Source organism: Pseudomonas cavernicola, assembly GCF_003596405.1.
GTDB lineage: Bacteria > Pseudomonadota > Gammaproteobacteria > Pseudomonadales > Pseudomonadaceae > Aquipseudomonas > Aquipseudomonas cavernicola.
The window spans coordinates 2,750,431-2,766,798 of record NZ_QYUR01000002.1; the positions used below are offsets into that span (position 1 = coordinate 2,750,431).

16 protein-coding genes are annotated in these 16,368 nt (G+C 61.8%); 13 read left to right on the forward strand and 3 right to left on the reverse strand.

What is annotated here, in order from left to right:
* The first annotated feature begins 193 nt into the window (after positions 1-193).
* The gene (locus D3879_RS13110) at positions 194-691 is read left to right on the forward strand and encodes a DUF6231 family protein (protein ID WP_119954657.1); all 498 of its coding nucleotides are present in this window, start codon (positions 194-196) and stop codon (positions 689-691) included.
* Between the two features lie 5 nt (positions 692-696).
* Positions 697-1,164 carry a YchJ family protein gene (locus tag D3879_RS13115; protein WP_119954658.1) on the forward strand — a complete coding sequence of 156 codons (468 nt, stop codon included), beginning with the start codon at positions 697-699 and terminating at the stop codon, positions 1,162-1,164.
* A 76-nt stretch (positions 1,165-1,240) separates the two neighbouring features.
* On the opposite strand, the gene D3879_RS13120 is transcribed toward D3879_RS13115, so the two are convergent.
* Positions 1,241-1,783, reverse strand: coding sequence for a hypothetical protein (locus D3879_RS13120; protein ID WP_119954659.1), 543 nt, complete (start codon positions 1,781-1,783; stop codon positions 1,241-1,243).
* Between the two features lie 115 nt (positions 1,784-1,898).
* Between D3879_RS13120 and D3879_RS13125 the strand changes: the two genes are divergently transcribed.
* From D3879_RS13125 to D3879_RS13140, 4 genes are all read left to right on the forward strand, one after another.
* Entirely contained in the window at positions 1,899-2,396 is a 498-nt protein-coding gene (locus tag D3879_RS13125) for an LEA/WHy family protein (RefSeq protein WP_119954660.1), read from the forward strand.
* 6 nt (positions 2,397-2,402) lie between these two features.
* Entirely contained in the window at positions 2,403-2,594 is a 192-nt protein-coding gene (locus D3879_RS13130; protein ID WP_119954661.1) for an SEC-C metal-binding domain-containing protein, read from the forward strand.
* Between the two features lie 137 nt (positions 2,595-2,731).
* Positions 2,732-3,382: a glutathione binding-like protein gene (locus tag D3879_RS13135; RefSeq protein WP_119954662.1), complete on the forward strand. Its 651-nt coding sequence runs from the start codon at positions 2,732-2,734 to the stop codon at positions 3,380-3,382.
* A gap of 107 nt (positions 3,383-3,489) precedes the next feature.
* Complete coding sequence (locus D3879_RS13140; RefSeq protein ID WP_119954663.1) at positions 3,490-6,030, forward strand: penicillin acylase family protein; 2,541 nt, start codon at positions 3,490-3,492, stop codon at positions 6,028-6,030.
* A gap of 1,099 nt (positions 6,031-7,129) precedes the next feature.
* On the opposite strand, the gene dcd is transcribed toward D3879_RS13140, so the two are convergent.
* Both dcd and apbC read right to left on the reverse strand, forming a co-directional pair.
* Positions 7,130-7,696 (reverse strand): dCTP deaminase, encoded by a 567-nt coding sequence (gene dcd, locus D3879_RS13150; protein ID WP_119954665.1) that lies wholly within the window; start codon positions 7,694-7,696, stop codon positions 7,130-7,132.
* 205 nt (positions 7,697-7,901) lie between these two features.
* The gene (gene apbC / locus D3879_RS13155; protein ID WP_119954666.1) at positions 7,902-8,996 is read right to left on the reverse strand and encodes an iron-sulfur cluster carrier protein ApbC; all 1,095 of its coding nucleotides are present in this window, start codon (positions 8,994-8,996) and stop codon (positions 7,902-7,904) included.
* A 367-nt stretch (positions 8,997-9,363) separates the two neighbouring features.
* Between apbC and metG the strand changes: the two genes are divergently transcribed.
* From metG to nth, 7 genes are all read left to right on the forward strand, one after another.
* A complete protein-coding gene (gene metG, locus D3879_RS13160; RefSeq protein WP_119954667.1) occupies positions 9,364-11,400 on the forward strand; it encodes a methionine--tRNA ligase in 2,037 nt (678 codons plus the stop codon).
* Between the two features lie 198 nt (positions 11,401-11,598).
* Positions 11,599-12,174: an Rnf-Nqr domain containing protein gene (locus D3879_RS13165; protein ID WP_119954668.1), complete on the forward strand. Its 576-nt coding sequence runs from the start codon at positions 11,599-11,601 to the stop codon at positions 12,172-12,174.
* Positions 12,175-12,179: 5 nt separating this feature from the next.
* Complete coding sequence (locus tag D3879_RS13170) at positions 12,180-13,343, forward strand: RnfABCDGE type electron transport complex subunit B (protein WP_119954969.1); 1,164 nt, start codon at positions 12,180-12,182, stop codon at positions 13,341-13,343.
* Between the two features lie 117 nt (positions 13,344-13,460).
* Positions 13,461-14,432, forward strand: coding sequence for an RnfABCDGE type electron transport complex subunit D (locus D3879_RS13175; protein WP_119954970.1), 972 nt, complete (start codon positions 13,461-13,463; stop codon positions 14,430-14,432).
* Positions 14,429-15,046, forward strand: a complete 618-nt coding sequence (locus D3879_RS13180; protein WP_119954669.1) for an RnfABCDGE type electron transport complex subunit G — start codon at positions 14,429-14,431, stop codon at positions 15,044-15,046. Before D3879_RS13175 ends, D3879_RS13180 begins: the two co-directional genes overlap by 4 nt.
* Entirely contained in the window at positions 15,043-15,627 is a 585-nt protein-coding gene (locus D3879_RS13185; RefSeq protein ID WP_119954670.1) for an Rnf-Nqr domain containing protein, read from the forward strand. The genes D3879_RS13180 and D3879_RS13185 overlap by 4 nt, the downstream gene beginning before the upstream one ends.
* Positions 15,624-16,262, forward strand: a complete 639-nt coding sequence (gene nth / locus D3879_RS13190; protein WP_119954671.1) for an endonuclease III — start codon at positions 15,624-15,626, stop codon at positions 16,260-16,262. The genes D3879_RS13185 and nth overlap by 4 nt, the downstream gene beginning before the upstream one ends.
* The last annotated feature ends 106 nt before the right edge of the window (positions 16,263-16,368 follow it).

Consider the following 16,368-nt stretch of genomic DNA (forward strand, 5'->3'; position numbering starts at 1 on the left):
GCGCATCCGGTCAAAACACTAGTCACCAAAATCAGGGGTAATGCGGTCCTTGTGATGCTCATATGCAAAGTCTCCTCATAGGATCGGCCCAAACCGACTCTCTGGAAGTAAAGACGGCACTTTTAAAATCCGCCAGGACTAGGCCGTATTGCTACACCGCGCTAGTCTCCTCAGACTTGATCGAGGATTTTCGATGACTGACAGTTTTTCTTCGCGTACCCCGCAGCAAGCGTTGGCGGCCCTGCTTGATCGCTATGCACCAAACCGCTTGTTGCTAGTCGGTGCCAGCGATCTGCCCGCACTGGCGGCCTTTCAAGACGCGCACCCGGATAGCCAACTCGCCCACGCGGCGGCCGGCCCACTCCCGGCTGACCTGGCCGCCCAGCGCTTCGACCTGGCACTGATCGCCGACTGCCTGGAGCACCTGCCCAAACGCACCGGCCTGGAATTGCTCGGCGGCATTCGTAACCTCAATGCCAGCCGCCTGGCAGTACTGGTCGACCTCAGCGCCTGTGGCTGGCAAGACACCGATTTCTTCGCCATGGCCCTGCAAGCCAGTGAACGTTTCCAACGTGGAGAACAGACGTTGACCTTGTTCACCTACGATCTGCGCGAATACAAACAGGTCCCCGACTGGCTGAATGCCAAGTTCTGGGCCAATCCGCAAAACTTCGGCAAATACTGGTGGTAAGCCGCATGCCGGCGGCCTGCCCCTGTGGCAGTGGCAACCACTTGGACGAATGCTGCGGGCGTTACCACGCCGGCACGCCAGCGCCGAGCGCCGAGACCCTCATGCGCTCGCGCTACAGCGCCTATGTGCTGGGTCTGATCGACTATCTGGTGGCGACCACTCTACCCGCCCAGCAGGCCGAGTTGGATTGCGCAGCCATGCAGGCCTGGAGCGCACAAAGCACCTGGCTCGGCCTCGAGGTGGAAAGCGCCGAAGTGCACGGTGGCCAGCCCGAGCATGCCTTCGTCACCTTCACTGCCCGCTGGCACGACAGCAGCGGCGAACACTCTCATCGGGAACATTCGGGCTTCGTGCAAAACAGCGGCCGCTGGTACTTCATCGACTCCACCGTACCGCTCAAGGCTGGGCGCAATGATCCCTGCCCCTGCGCAAGCGGGTTGAAGTTCAAGAAGTGTTGCGCAGGGTTCATGTAAGCGGCTGATGTCCGCACGGCGCACGGACCTTCACTGAGCAGAAACAGCGAAGCCCACAGATGTGGGCCTCGCTGTTTTATTCCTGCAGTTTCAGATGCGAAGTGTCCGGCGGTGGGCCCGCGGGGCCAGGTTTGATCTGCCCCATGTCACTCCCCGCCGGAGCCAGACTGAACTGAGACAAATCGACCCGCGGCGCAACCGGCTCAGGCTTGTCATCCTGCAGATCGACACCCAGCGGGGCAATGCCGAAGTCCGGCGCCTCGACATCGACGAAAGCCGCCATGTATTCATCGCGCGGCGCCACAACCAGCCGACGAGGCTCGGCGGTGGCAACAGCTGGCGCAGCCTGGTAAGACGGCGGCGGTGCCAACTCGACTTCTTCGATCTCGACATCCATGGATTGCACATCCACCAACGCGCCGGCACGCTCCAGAGTCGCCCGATACTTCTCGGCAGCGGCGGCATCCAGGTTGTTCTTGATCACCAACCGGCGTCCGGAAAACAGCAAGGCGATGCGCTGGGCATCCGCCTGGAACAGCTTAGCCAGATTGGCCTTGACCAGCTCCAGCTGGGCACCTGGCACCACCTGCCCGGAAAAGGCGATCTCGTAGCGGCTCATGGTCACACTCCTGTCCGAGTCAGCCCTCAGTATGGCGTAGGTTTTTTCCCATAAACAACAAGTTGCAGCCAAGCAGTTGCTTGTTACACACTGAGCCGTCAAATGGAGTGTTGGAATGCTGCACCAGGCGCAAACGATAAAAATTATCAGCCTATTGATGTTTTTTGGCCTGTTTTCGGGCCTCGCAGGATGTTCCACCTGGCTGACAGGTGACTTTAAGGACCCGGATGTCCGCCTCATCAAAGTTGATGTCATCAAAGCCAAGCTGCTGGAGCAACAGTTTGTCCTGCGCTTTCGCATCGACAACCCCAACTCCGAGAGCTTGCCTGTGCGCGGCCTGGACTACAGCGTGTATTTGAACGAACTGAAGCTGGCCGAAGGCGAGTCCGACGTCTGGTTCACCGTACCCGCCAATGGCCACCAGGTGTTCGAGGTACCAGTGCGCACCAACCTCTGGCGCCAGCTGAAAAGCATCGTCAAGTTACTGGAGCAACCCGACCAACCCATTCGCTATCGCTTGCAAGGCGAGGTGAAAACCGGCCTGCTGTTCGGACGCAGCGTGCACCTGAAGCGAAATGGCGAGATAATTCCCGGCGATTTTATTCCGGAGTAATGCTTCATGAGCCAAGAACCCCATGTCCATGGTCCTGACTGCCACCACGACCACGATCATCATCACGGCCACGTGCATGGCCCAGACTGCAACCACGGCCACCAAGAGCCGGTACGCAATGCACTGAAAGACGTCGGCCGGAATGATCCCTGCCCCTGCGGCAGCGCGAAAAAATTCAAGAAGTGCCACGGCGCCTAATCCACCGCCAGATCGTCCTCCAGGCCCGCTGAATGCGGGCCTGTTGGTTTATGCGGCGAACTGAGACAACTTATTCCAGACCAGTCAAACACACCTCGTCCGTGTCTGCGGCGATCCGACCGTGCGGAGATATCTCGATGATCGATCTGTATTACTGGACCACGCCTAACGGCCACAAAATCAGCCTGTTTTTGGAAGAGGCGGGCCTGCCCTACCGCCTACACCCGATCAACATCAGCCAGAACGAGCAATTCCAGGCGGATTACCTGAAGATTTCGCCGAACAACAAGATTCCCGCCATCATCGACCAACAACCGGCCGATGACAGCGAACCGCTAGCGTTGTTCGAGTCGGGCGCGATCCTGCTCTATCTCGCGGAGAAGATTGGGCAATTCATCCCCTCCGACCTGCGCGGCCGCCAGGAATGCCTGCAGTGGCTGTTCTGGCAAATGGGCGGTCTGGGCCCGATGGCAGGGCAAAACCACCACTTCAACCGCTTCGCCCCAGAGAAAATCCCTTACGCGATCAAGCGCTACGTGGAAGAAACCGCCCGCTTGTATGGCGTACTGGATAAGCGCCTGGCTGATCGTACGTTCGTTGCCGGTGCCGACTACAGCATCGCCGATATGGCGATCTACCCCTGGATCGTCCCGCACCAGTGGCAGGAACAGAACCTCGACGACTTCCCCAACATCAAGCGCTGGTTCGCGGCGATTCAAGCGCGCCCAGCCACTGAGCGCACTTACGCACTGGTGGAACAGGTCAATCCGGCCGCGGCCAAGAAATAAACTGGCAATAAAGCTGCACAGCACGTCCGTCGCCGCTTGCGCCGCAACGGACGCCTCACTAACGTAGCGCCTGCCCAATGCCATCCCCCCCGCAGGAGCTTCACGCCATGGCCTCGCCAGCCTTTCAGCGCTTCCTTCCCCGTTTCGCTGCCGCCGCCGCGCTAACCGCCATGGTCAGCCTGAGCGGTTGCCAGAATTGGCTGAACCGCCACTATGCCGACAGCCTGCCGCCCACCTCAGGCATCCAGCCGGTGAAAGGCCTGGCGCAAAGTGTATCGATCCGCCGCAACGCCCTCGGCATGCCGCTGATCGAAACCACTACCTTCCATGACGCGCTGTTCGCCCTTGGCTATGTGCATGCCAGCGACCGCCTGAGCCAGATGGTTGGCATGCGCCTGATGGCCGAAGGACGCCTGGCCGAGATGGTCGGCCCCGGCGCGCTGGAGATCGACCGTTTCATGCGTGCGGTGAACCTCAAGCAAAGCGCCGAAGTGCTCTACAAAAATGCCTCGCCGCGGTTGAAGAAGTTCTTCGAGGTCTATGCCCGTGGGGTCAACGCCTACCTGTTCCGTTATCAGGACAAACTGCCAATGGATCTGGCCGAGTCTGGCTACAAGCCGGCCTATTGGAAGCCGGAAGACTCGGTGCTGGTGTTCTGCCTGATGAACTTCGGCTTGGCGGTGAACCTGCAGGAAGAAATCGCTTCCCTGGTGCTGGCGCAGAAAGTCGGTGCCGACAAGCTTGGCTGGTTGGTCCCGAGCTACCCGGACGAACCGCTGCCGTTCGAAGAAGCAGAGAAACTCAAGGGGCTGGCCCTCAGCGGGCAGATCCAAGGTCTCAGTGCCGTCAACAACGCCGCCAGCCAGATCGCCAAACTCGACATGCTCGGTGTCGCGGCGTCGAATAACTGGGCCATCGCCCCACAACGTAGCCGCAGTGGCAAGAGCCTGCTGGCCAACGACACACATCTGCCGATTTCCATGCCCTCGGCCTGGAACTTCGTGCAAATCCGCGCGCCGAAATTCCAGGCCGCCGGCGTCTCCATCGCTGGCGTCCCGGCCGTGGTCGCTGGCTTCAACGGCAAGCTGGCCTGGGGCATGACCATGGTCATGGGTGATAGCCAGGACCTGTTCCTAGAGCAGATCAAACGCCAGGGCAGCCGGCTCTATTACCAGGCTGACGGCAAATGGCAGCCGACGCGCGAACGTCAGGAAACCTTCTTTATCAAAGGCCAGCGCCCGGTTCGCGAAACCATCTTCGAAACTCGCCACGGCCCGCTGTTAAACAGCGTGCTCGGTGAACGTAAGCACCTGCTGCAACCCATGCAGTTGACCAGCGGCTACGGTCTGGCGCTGCAAAGCGCGCAATTGGAGGGCGATAAAACTCTCGATGCCTTCTTCAACCTGTCCCGCGCGCAATCGGTCGAGCAGGCCTTCGAGGCCACCCGGGAGATCCGTGCCATCCCCTTGAACCTGGTGTTCGCCGATGCCCAGCACATCGGCTGGCAGGTCACCGGACGCTACCCCAATCGCCGCGCTGGCGTCGGCTTGCTGCCCTCGCCCGGCTGGGATGGCCAATATGACTGGGATGGCTACGCCGACCCGATGCTCCACCCCTACGATCAGGATCCGCCGCAAGGCTGGCTCGGCACCGCCAACCACCGCAGTGTGCCGCGCGGCTATGGCATGCAGCTGTCCAACTCCTGGTATTACCCGGAACGTGCCGAGCGGATTGCGCAACTGGCCGGCAGCGGCAAACACGACAGCCAAAGCATGATCGCCATGCAGTACGACCAAAAATCGCTGTTCGTCGGCAAGCTGCAAAGCATGTTCGAGGGGCCCGGCATGGCCCAACCACTGAAAAAAGCCATCGACGCACTGCCTGCTGCCGAGCGCGCGAAAGCCCGCGAAGCCTATAGCCGACTGATGGCCTTCGACGGCGCGCTGACCGCCAACTCTGCGGATGCTGCGCTGTATGAGGCCTTCCTGCAGGAAAGCGCGCGACAGACCTTCCTCGACGAAACGGGCCCGGAAACCAGCCCAGCCTGGCAAGCGCTAGTCGAAACCGCCGACCTCTCCTACTCGGCCCAGGCCGACCATCTGCTCGGCCGTGAGGACAGCCCATTCTGGGATGACCTGAAAACCGCACAAAAGGAAGACAAACCAGCCATCCTCGCCCGCAGTCTGGTCGCCGCCGTGAGCTTCTGCGAAGCCAACCTCGGGGCGGACCGCAACGCCTGGCAGTGGGGCAAACTGCACAGCTACACCTGGGCCACCGAAACCACCCAGATGGCGAAATACCTGAGTGGCCGCGACAGTGCCAGAATCAATGCGATCAAGGGCTACCTCGACCGCGGCCCTTACCCGGCCGGCGGCGATCACACCACCTTGAACGTCTCGGCCTACCACTGGGGTGAAGCCTTCGACACCTGGTTGATCCCGGCCATGCGCATCGTCGTCGACTTCGGCCGCGCAGAACCAATGATCGGGGTGAATAGCTCCGGCCAATCCGGCAACCCGGCCAGCCCGCACTACGCCGACGGCATCGACGCCTGGCTGAAGGGTCAATACATGAGCTTCCCGTTCCAGTCGCAGAACCTGGAGAAAACCTACGGCAGCAAGCGCCTGCTGCTGACACCAGGCAAATGATGACCGTTCGTCGACCGCCGCTGAACTAATCCCTCAGCGGATCGCTCTGAGTAAGTGGACTTACTCCATAGATCATTTTTAGGGCACCTTCGGGTGCCTTTCTTTTGCCCGTGCGAAAGCCGATTAACGGCAGCCGAAAGCAACGCTCAATGAAGTCGATGATGGCTAAATTGCATCAACTTTGAACTTTCCCGGCATAGGCCACTCAGAACCTATGCATCGTTTGATTCTCCGGGCGCCAAATTAGGCGCCTATTTTTTTGCCTGGCGTTTGCTGCACAGGCCTCTGCGGCCTCCACAGCCGTCTCACGACAGACGCGAGGAAAGCCCTGTCACCAAGCGCCGGGGCTGTAAGCGCCATCGGGTAGGAGGCGGGGTCACCCCCGCCGTCCTCCCACACCACCGTACGTACGGTTCCGTATACGGCGGTTCCTGCCTACTGACAAACTGCATCAGCGAGCTTGGTTTCGTTCGATGTGTCGCCCGCGTAGTCTAAGCACCCGGACAGGCTCTCGGGACTTCCGGCCCCTACCTCCTGATTGTCCAGGCCTCCGTATAAGGGAGCTTGTGCCTGCGACCCGCTCAGAGAGCACACCTGACTATCCGCTCATGGCAGGTTCAGCCCTTCATTGCTCCGGTTCCGAGCAACTACTACGGCCTCGGCTGACTTCTGCTCGCCCATCCCGTCACCTCACGATGCCGGTAGCACATGGCAGGCGAACAGATCTCCCAGGGTAATTCGCGCGACCTTCCTGCTTATGCCTGTCGGATATACGTCGTAGCGTTCCGTGCAAGTATCGGGCTTTGGCAATTATGGCTACCTCACCCTGCTACGCCGCCTAATCCGCTTCCTGTTCGTCAGGCCAGCAGTTTGCCTTCGGCTTCCTTCAGATTCGCAGTCGCCCGCGACACCCTTGCCTTCAGCTAACACTTCCCCTTGCCGGGTGTGTAGAGGACTTCCACCTCCAAGTCATCCAGCTCACCACCACAGTGAGCCAGACAGCGCCAGTCACGGCGCTACGCGCCATGCCTGGCGCACCATAAAAAAACCGGGCATTCGCCCGGCGTTTCTTATTCAAATCGAACCCCCTACCGCGCTTTTACGCCTTCGGCAGCGTAACGCCCAGCTGGCCCTGGTACTTGCCGCCGCGATCCTTATAAGACACTTCACAGACTTCATCGGATTCGAAGAACAACATCTGCGCCACACCTTCGTTGGCGTAGATCTTCGCCGGCAATGTGGTGGTGTTGGAGAACTCCAGGGTGACGTGGCCTTCCCACTCTGGCTCCAGCGGCGTCACGTTAACGATGATGCCGCAACGGGCGTAGGTGCTTTTGCCCAGACAGATGGTCAGCACGTTGCGCGGAATCCGGAAAAACTCCACGGTGCGCGCCAGGGCGAAGGAGTTTGGTGGGATGATGCAGACGTCACTTTTGACGTCGACGAAGCTCTTCTCATCGAAGTTTTTCGGGTCGACGGTGGCCGAGTTGATGTTGGTGAACACCTTGAATTCGTCAGCACAACGCACGTCATAACCGTAGCTGGACACCCCGTAGGAGATCAGCCGCTCAGCACCTTCACCGCGCACTTGGCGCTCGACGAAGGGTTCGATCATGCCGTGCTCTTGGGCCATGCGGCGAATCCACTTATCCGATTTGATGCTCATGGCGGGGTGTCCTGAATTGCAATTGGTGAAAAAGTGAGCGCATCTTACCGGGAGGTAAGGCAGCGGGCAAAGGTCTGGGTTCTTGCTCTCCCTTCAAGGAGAGCGTCGGGGGTGAGGGAAATTCGCAGTAGATCGATTGCAATCCGCTGCGCCCCTCATCCGCCCTGACGGGCACCTTATCCCGACGGGAGAAGGGCTATACGCCTCAGTCGTCGCTGATGCTGATATTCGGCATCGCCGCTGCGCTCCGTTCGCTCTGGGCGATGCGCGCGCCGACGCAGCGCGCAGCTTCCTGGTACAGCATGGCGATCTGACTCTCCGGATCGGCAATGGTGGTCGGCTTGCCGCCATCGGATTGCATGCGGATGGCCATCGACAACGGCAAGGAGGCCAGCAGATCCACGTCGTACTGCGCCGCCAGCTTCTTGCCGCCGCCCTCGCCGAACAGGTGCTCGGCATGCCCACAGTTGGAGCAGATGTGCACGGCCATGTTCTCGACCACACCGAGTACCGGGATGTTGACCTTGCGGAACATCTCTATGCCCTTGCGTGCATCCAGCAGGGCCAGGTCCTGCGGGGTGGTGACGATCACTGCGCCGGCCACCGGCACTTTTTGCGCCAAGGTCAACTGGATATCACCGGTGCCGGGCGGCATGTCGACGACCAGATAGTCCAGATCGCCCCAGGCAGTCTGGGTCACCAGTTGGATCAAGGCCCCGGAAACCATCGGCCCGCGCCAGACCATGGGGGTGTTGTCATCCGTGAGGAAGGCCATCGACATGACTTCGACGCCATGCGCCTTGATCGGCACAAACCATTTCTGGTCCTTGACCTGCGGGCGGGTGCCTTCCGGGATGCCGAACATGATGCCCTGACTTGGGCCATAGATATCCGCATCCAGAATACCGACCTTGGCACCTTCACGGGCCAGCGCCAGCGCCAGATTGGCTGCCGTGGTGGACTTGCCGACCCCCCCTTTGCCGGAGGCCACGGCAATCACGTTTTTCACGTTGGCCAACCCTGGTACTTGAGCCTGGGCCTTGTGCGGGGTGATGACAGAGTCGATCTGCACCGTGGCTTTGGCGATGCCATCGAGGTTTTCCAGAGCCATGGAGAGCATCTGCGCCCAGCCGCTTTTGAACAGACCGGCGGCATACCCCAACTCCAACCGCACACTGACTTGGTCGCCGTTAATAGTTATATCGCGCACACAGCCAGCGCTGACCGGGTCCTGGTTCAAATGTGGGTCGGTGTACTGGCGCAGTGCGGCTTCCACTGCTTGGCGGGTAATCGTGGACATAAGGAAATCCTGGCAGGCGTAAAACAGATGGGCGCTATCCTACTCCAGGCGCCCCGTTCGCGCATAAGTCAGCCCTGGCTTGTGTAGCGCTGCCTTCTCGAACGCTGGTGTAGGTTGGTGCTGAGCGTAACGATGCCCAACAAGGAGCCGTCCGCGGCTCCCTTTGCACGGTTTCGAACATGAAAGCCCGGCCTCGCAGGCCGGTTGTTGGGCATCGCCTTCGGCTCAGCGCCAACCTACCTCCTCGCTCTTCTGATGGCTCTGTACTTTTCCAATGCCGGGCCAGCAAGCCTCTACGGATGAAAAAAAACCGCCGGGCCTTTATAGTGGCCGACCTCCGTTTCACTCAGATCAGTAGCCGAGCCCCATGTCCGAGCCCCGCAAGATTCTCGTCACCAGCGCCCTGCCCTATGCCAACGGCTCCATTCACCTTGGCCATATGCTCGAGTACATCCAGACCGATATCTGGGTGCGCTTTCAGAAGCACCGAGGCAACCAATGCGTGTATGTCTGCGCGGACGACGCCCATGGCTCGGCGATCATGCTTCGCGCCGAGAAGGAAGGGATCACCCCGGAACAGTTGATCGACAACGTCAAAGCCGAGCACAGCGCCGACTTCGCCAGCTTCCTGGTGAACTTCGACAACTTCCACTCGACCCACTCGGAAGAAAACCGCGAGCTGTCGAGCCTGATCTACACCCGCTTGCGCGATGCCGGGCATATCGCCACCCGTGCGATCACCCAGTATTTCGACCCGGAAAAACAGATGTTCCTGGCCGACCGCTTCATCAAGGGCACCTGCCCGAAATGCGGCACCGAAGACCAGTACGGCGACAACTGCGAGAAATGCGGCGCCACTTATGCCCCCACCGACCTGAAAGATCCGAAATCGGCGATCTCCGGCGCCACCCCGGTGCTCAAGGAGTCGCAGCATTTCTTCTTCAAGCTGCCTGACTTCGACGCCATGCTGAAAAGCTGGACCCGCAGCGGCACCCTGCAAGACGCCGTGGCGAACAAGATCGCCGAATGGCTGGATTCCGGCCTGCAGGAGTGGGACATCTCCCGCGATGCGCCGTACTTCGGCTTCGAGATTCCCGGTGAGCCGGGCAAGTACTTCTACGTTTGGCTGGATGCCCCGATCGGCTATATGGCCAGTTTCAAGAACCTTTGCGCACGTCGCCCGGAGCTGGATTTCGACGCGTACTGGGCCAAGGATTCCAAGGCCGAGCTGTACCACTTCATCGGCAAGGACATCGTCAACTTCCACGCCCTGTTCTGGCCGGCGATGCTCGAAGGCGCGGGCTACCGCAAACCGACCGGGATCAACGTGCACGGTTACCTGACCGTGAACGGGCAAAAAATGTCCAAGTCTCGCGGCACCTTTATCAAGGCCCGTACCTACCTGGATCACCTGTCGCCGGAATACCTGCGCTACTACTACGCGGCCAAGCTCAGCCGTGGCGTCGATGACCTGGACCTGAACCTCGAAGACTTCGTGCAGAAGGTCAACTCCGACCTGGTCGGCAAGGTCGTCAACATTGCCAGCCGTTGCGCCGGCTTTATCCATAAGGGCAACGCCGGTGTACTGGTCGATGCCAATGCTGCGCCAGAGCTGACCGAAGCCTTCCTCGCGGCCGCCCCGAGCATCGGCGACGCCTATGAGACTCGCGACTTTGCCCGCGCCATGCGCGAGATCATGGGCCTGGCCGACCGTGCCAACGCCTGGATCGCCGACAAGGCGCCATGGTCCCTGGCCAAACAGGACGGTAAGCAGGATGAAGTGCACGCCGTCTGCGCCCAGGGCATCAACCTGTTCCGCCAGTTGGTGATCTTCCTCAAGCCGGTGCTGCCGAACCTGGCTGCCGATGCGGAGGCGTTCCTCAATGTCGCCCCGCTGACCTGGGACGACCATAAAACCCTGCTGGCCAACCACCAGCTGAACGCCTTCCAGCCGCTGATGACCCGGATCGACGCCAGCGCCGTCGCCGCCATGACCGAAGCGTCGAAAGAAGACCTGGCCGCAGCTGAAGCAGCACCCAGCGGCAATGGCGAACTGGCGAAAGACCCGCTGGCAGCTGAAATCGAGTACGACACCTTCGCCGCCGTCGACCTGCGCGTGGCGTTGATCGTCAAGGCCGAGCACGTGGACGGTGCCGACAAGCTGCTGCGCCTGACCCTGGATATCGGCGACGAACAACGCAACGTGTTCGCCGGCATCAAGAGCGCCTACAAGGACCCGGCCCAACTGGAAGGCCGCCTGACCGTGATGGTCGCCAACCTCAAGCCGCGTAAAATGCGTTTCGGCATGAGCGAAGGCATGGTCATGGCCGCCGGCCCTGGCGGCGAGGAAATCTACCTGCTCAGCCCGGACAACGGCGCCAAGCCAGGACAGCGGGTCAAGTAAACCGGCTTTTCGTAGGAACGAGCTTGTGACCCACATGGATGTGGGAAATGCGGCAAGCCGTAGGGAACGGCTGCCGCCTCGCGATTGTCGCTAATCGCGAACAGAGCTCACGCCTACAGCTAGCGTCGGCCGATTACCACTTTCTCGACCCATCGCCGATAATTCACCCATCTCATTCAGCGGGTTCTGCGTACGGTCATGACCGAACTCTTCCTCGCCTTGATCGGCGCAGCACTGGTCAACAACCTCTTCCTCACGTTGCCCGCCGGTGCCGATGCGTTGCGGGCTGCGCGAGTGCGGCTGCTGGGCCCGGCCAGTGCTCTGCTGATCCTGCTCGCCACGCCGCTGGCATGGTTGCTGCAAAGCTTGCTGTTGGAACCACTCGAACTCACCCACCTGCGACTTTTTACTTTCCTGCCGCTGCTGGCGCTGCTCGCCTGGCTGAGCCTAAGGGTCTTGGCTCGCCTGCGCCCGCAACTGCCCCAGGGCGGACTCTGGCCGCTGCTGCTCGGTAACGGCGCGGCACTGGGCGCGATGCTGTTGGCCAGCCAGCCGGCAGCAAGCTTTGCCCAGGCTCTGGCCCTTGGTTTCGGTGGCGGTTTGGGCTTCTGGCTGGCGCTGACGCTATTCAGCGACCTCCTGGAGCGCATCGAACAGGCCGATGTACCGGTGCCTTTCAAAGGCGCATCCATCGCCTTGATCGGCGCCGGCCTGATGGGCCTGGCTTTTCTCGGTTTCAACGGCATGGGCTTCAACGGGCTGGGTGCACCATGAGCGACCTGATCCGCATCCAAGCCATAGACGCGCTGCTGCCGCAGACTCAGTGCGGCAAGTGCGGGCACCCCGGCTGCAAACCCTACGCCCGGGCGATCGCCGAGGGCGAGGCGATCAACAAATGCCCGCCCGGTGGCGTGGCGACCATCCAGGCGCTGGCCGAACTGTTGGATGTGCCGGTGCTAGCGCCTGAAATCCCGCCGATTCCGCCGCAGATTGCCTTTATCCGCGAGGCCGAGTGCATCGGTTGCACCAAGTGCATCCAGGCCTGCCCGGTAGATGCCATAGTCGGCGCGGCCAAGCAGATGCACACGGTGATAATCGACGAATGTACCGGCTGCGAACTCTGCGTCGCGCCCTGCCCGGTGGACTGCATCGATATCCTGCCGCTGCCCGAGCCCGAGGCTAAGGCCCAACGCGAGCGCGCCGACCAGTTCCGCCAACGCTTCGAAACCCACCAGGCCCGCCTGGAGCGGGAGGAAGCGCGCAAACAGGCAGAACGGCAGGCCCGCGCCGAGCGCGTGGCGCAGCCCCAATTGCAGCAAACCGCGGTAGCGACTGACCCCATTCAAGCGGCGATCGAGCGGGTCAAGGCGCAGAAAGCCGCAGCCGGCACCCTGACCGACCAGCAGAAACGCTTGAAGATCGAGGCCGCCATGGCCCAGGTCGCGCTAAGCAAGGCCGAAAAGCAACTGGCGACCCATGGTACGCCAGCGCTCGAGGCCCAGGTCGCCGAGCTGCGCACAGCCGCCGTCGCAGTGCAGGCGGCCCTGCAAGCGGCCTCATCGACAGCGCCCGCCGGCACTGATGAGGCCGCGCTGAAAAAAGCCAAAATCGCCCTCGCCGTCCGTCGTACCGAGTTGAAAAGCGCCGAGCGCAATGGTGCCGAGGAAGCCGAACTGGTGCGCCTGCGTGCCGCCCTGAGTGACGCCGAGCAGGCGCTGCACGCGGCCGAGGAAGCCAGCGGCAAGCCGCCGCCGGAGCTGGTGCGGATCGACAAGCAGCCGGTCGATGTTCGCCTGCGCGCACTCAAGACCGAACTGGCCTATGCCCGCGCCGAAGTGAACAAACTGGAACGCCGCAGCGGGGCCGATGCGGATACCCTGACCAAGGCCAGGGCCCGACTGGCCGAGGCCGAGCGGCAGTTGCATGAATACGCCCCGGCATAACCCGGCTGTGGGCCGCGGCTGGCCGCATTTCCCATCTCCATGTGGGTCACGCTCGTCACCAAACAATGACGAGGCGACAGAGTGAACAGCCTCCCGCGCTTCGACCCTCGCCCCAGCATGCAGTTGGTGCTGCTGGCCTGCCTGCCCGGCGCGCTGGCGCTGCTCTGGCAATACGGGTGGGGCACGCTGCTGCAACTGCTGCTCACCCTCGCCGCTGCACTCGCCTGCGAAGCCCTGGTGCGCCAGTTGCGCCGCCAGCCGGTCAATAACCAGCAAGCCCTGTTCGGCATCGGCGCCTTTGCCGAAGGCAGCGCACTGGTCAGCGCCACCCTGCTGGCCCTGGCGTTGCCGCCCTACGCACCCTGGTGGCTGCCCCTGACCGTCAGCGCCTTCGCCATCCTGTTCGGCAAATCGCTGTTCGGCGGATTCGGGCAGAACCCGTTCAACCCGGCAATGCTCGGCTATGCCTTCGCCCTGGTGGCCTTCCCGGTCCAGATGAGCCAGTGGCCGGCGCCCGGTAGCGGCCACGGCCTGCTGGCAGCGCTGCAGCAGGTATTCAATCTCGATTCCGGGCTGGTGGATGGCTGGAGCCAAGCGACGGCACTGGACAGCCTCAAGCACAACGACCGCCTGACTATCGACGAGCTGTTTGCCGGTCACCCGGCGTTCGGTCGTCTCGGCGGACGCGGGACGGAATGGGTCAACCTGGCCTTTCTTCTGGGCGGCCTGCTCCTGTTGCAGCAGCGGGTAATTCGCTGGCAGGCGCCGGCGGGCATGCTCGGCGCACTGTTCGTGGTCAGCCTGCTGTGCTGGAACGGCTCAGGTTCGGACTCCAACGGCTCGCCGCTGCTGCACCTGTTTTCCGGCGCGACCATGCTCGGCGCCTTCTTTATCGTCACCGAGCCGGTGTCCGGCGCCACCAGCGAGCGCGGCCGGTTGCTGTTCGGCGTCGGCGTCGGCGTTCTGGTCTATGTCATCCGTACCTGGGGCGGTTACCCGGACGGGCTGGCCTTCGCCGTGCTACTGATGAACCTGGCGGTGCCGACGCTGGAACGGCTAGCCACGCGTAGTGCAGGAGCCACGCAATGAATAGCCGGCACGCCGTGGCGCTGGCTCTGCTCGCCATCCTTGGTTTGGTTCTGGTGGTCGGCATCCAGCACCTGCTCTCCGAGCGTATCGAGCGCGAACGACAAGCCAGCGCCGAACGCGCCATGCTCGACCTGCTACCGGTCGGCAGCTACGACAACCATCCGCTGGCCCAGCGCATCGCCCTGCCCGCCAGCGACCTGCTCGGCAAGCCCACGCCCGAGTTCGCCTATCTCGCTACCCGGCAAGGTGCACCCAGCGCGGTATTGCTGCCGGCCACGGCGAACGGCTATGAAGGGCCGATTCGTCTGCTGCTGGCCATAGGCCCTGATGCTCGACTGCTCGGCGTGAAGGTGCTCGAACAACACGAGACGCCTGGCCTCGGCGATCTGACCGCGGCCGACAAGCGCCCATGGCTGCGCGGCTTCGTCGACAAGTCACTACGCACCTCGCCCGAACCGGACTGGCGGGTGCGTGCCGACGGCGGCCAGTTCGATCAGGTCGCCGGCGCCACCGTCACCTCGCGCGGCGTGGTAAAGGCCGTGCAGCAGGCCTTGAGCTTCTTCGACGCACACCGGCAGAGGTTGCTGGAAACCCCTGCGGAGAAAGCGCCATGAAGCGCTTGCTCAGCACCCCACTTAGCCTGCTCGGCCTCGCTCCGCTGCTGGGTGCCAGCGATCTGCTGGTCAAGGCGCTGGGACTCGCGCTAGCCGGCCTACCAGTGCTGGCCGGCTTCGGTCTGCTGCTGTCGCTCACCTATACGCGAATCAGTGGAACCGCCTATTGGCTAGCCGCGCTGCTGTCCGCCTGCACCTTGGTCAGCTGCGCCGACCTGCTGATGCAGGCCTTCGCCTTCGAATTGCATCGTGCGCTAGGGCCGTTTCTAGCGCTGCTGATCCTGCCTTGCCTGCAACTCACCCTTGGCGAACCGCAGCGCCCCAGCACCGGCCTGACACTGGGCCTGATTTTCGCCCTGTGCGCCTTGCTGCTGGGTGCCTTGCGCGAAACCCTCGGCAGCGGCACGCTGTTTGCCCGTATGGACTGGCTGTTCGGCCAGAACGCCGCGCATTGGCAACTCGACCTGGCCCACTTCAGTGGCCTCCAGCTGTTCGCCCACGCGTCCGGCGCCTTTATCCTGCTCGGCCTGCTGTTGGCAGGGGGGCGCCGTCTTTTCACCGTGAAAATCGACCACTCATGAACGCCGCCAAACGCAAAGAAATCTTCCGCCGCCTGCACGAAGACAATCCAGAACCGAAGACCGAGCTAGCCTATTCATCACCGTTCGAGCTGCTGATCGCGGTGATCCTGTCCGCGCAGGCGACCGACGTCGGCGTCAACAAAGCCACCGCCAAACTCTACCCGGTGGCCAATACCCCTGAAGCCATCTATGCCCTCGGCGTCGAAGGCTTGAGCGAGTACATCAAGACCATTGGCCTGTTCAACAGCAAGGCGAAGAATGTCATCGAAACCTGCCGGCTACTGATCGAACGGCATGGCAGCCAGGTGCCGCAAACCCGCGAAGAGTTGGAAGCCCTCCCCGGCGTCGGCCGCAAGACCGCCAATGTGGTACTCAACACCGCCTTCCGCCAACTGACCATGGCAGTGGACACGCATATTTTCCGCGTCAGCAACCGCACCGGTATCGCCCCTGGCAAGAATGTGCAGGAGGTGGAAAAACAGCTGATGAAATTTGTTCCAAAAGAATTCCTGCTCGACGCGCACCATTGGCTGATCCTGCATGGCCGTTATGTCTGCCAGGCCCGTAAGCCACGCTGCGGCAGCTGCCGTATCGAAGATCTCTGTGAATACAAGCACAAGACCTCTGACGATTGAGCCGCTATTGCTAGACCTATTGAAGCGATTGAAAAAATCTTTTTTACCCGCTCCAGATTTGCCGCTATAAGGTGCGCAAATGGCCCTTGTAGCCGGGAGTGAACGT

Excerpts from the sequence above, each read along its gene's own strand:
- D3879_RS13110 (WP_119954657.1), top strand. The coding sequence starts at position 194 with ATGACTGACAGTTTTTCTTCGCGTACCCCGCAGCAAGCGTTGGCGGCC.
- D3879_RS13115 (WP_119954658.1), top strand. The coding sequence starts at position 697 with ATGCCGGCGGCCTGCCCCTGTGGCAGTGGCAACCACTTGGACGAATGC.
- D3879_RS13120 (WP_119954659.1), bottom strand. The coding sequence starts at position 1,783 with ATGAGCCGCTACGAGATCGCCTTTTCCGGGCAGGTGGTGCCAGGTGCC.
- D3879_RS13125 (WP_119954660.1), top strand. The coding sequence starts at position 1,899 with ATGCTGCACCAGGCGCAAACGATAAAAATTATCAGCCTATTGATGTTT.
- D3879_RS13130 (WP_119954661.1), top strand. The coding sequence starts at position 2,403 with ATGAGCCAAGAACCCCATGTCCATGGTCCTGACTGCCACCACGACCAC.
- D3879_RS13135 (WP_119954662.1), top strand. The coding sequence starts at position 2,732 with ATGATCGATCTGTATTACTGGACCACGCCTAACGGCCACAAAATCAGC.
- D3879_RS13140 (WP_119954663.1), top strand. The coding sequence starts at position 3,490 with ATGGCCTCGCCAGCCTTTCAGCGCTTCCTTCCCCGTTTCGCTGCCGCC.
- dcd (WP_119954665.1), bottom strand. The coding sequence starts at position 7,696 with ATGAGCATCAAATCGGATAAGTGGATTCGCCGCATGGCCCAAGAGCAC.
- apbC (WP_119954666.1), bottom strand. The coding sequence starts at position 8,996 with ATGTCCACGATTACCCGCCAAGCAGTGGAAGCCGCACTGCGCCAGTAC.
- metG (WP_119954667.1), top strand. The coding sequence starts at position 9,364 with ATGTCCGAGCCCCGCAAGATTCTCGTCACCAGCGCCCTGCCCTATGCC.
- D3879_RS13165 (WP_119954668.1), top strand. The coding sequence starts at position 11,599 with ATGACCGAACTCTTCCTCGCCTTGATCGGCGCAGCACTGGTCAACAAC.
- D3879_RS13175 (WP_119954970.1), top strand. The coding sequence starts at position 13,461 with ATGCAGTTGGTGCTGCTGGCCTGCCTGCCCGGCGCGCTGGCGCTGCTC.
- D3879_RS13180 (WP_119954669.1), top strand. The coding sequence starts at position 14,429 with ATGAATAGCCGGCACGCCGTGGCGCTGGCTCTGCTCGCCATCCTTGGT.
- D3879_RS13185 (WP_119954670.1), top strand. The coding sequence starts at position 15,043 with ATGAAGCGCTTGCTCAGCACCCCACTTAGCCTGCTCGGCCTCGCTCCG.
- nth (WP_119954671.1), top strand. The coding sequence starts at position 15,624 with ATGAACGCCGCCAAACGCAAAGAAATCTTCCGCCGCCTGCACGAAGAC.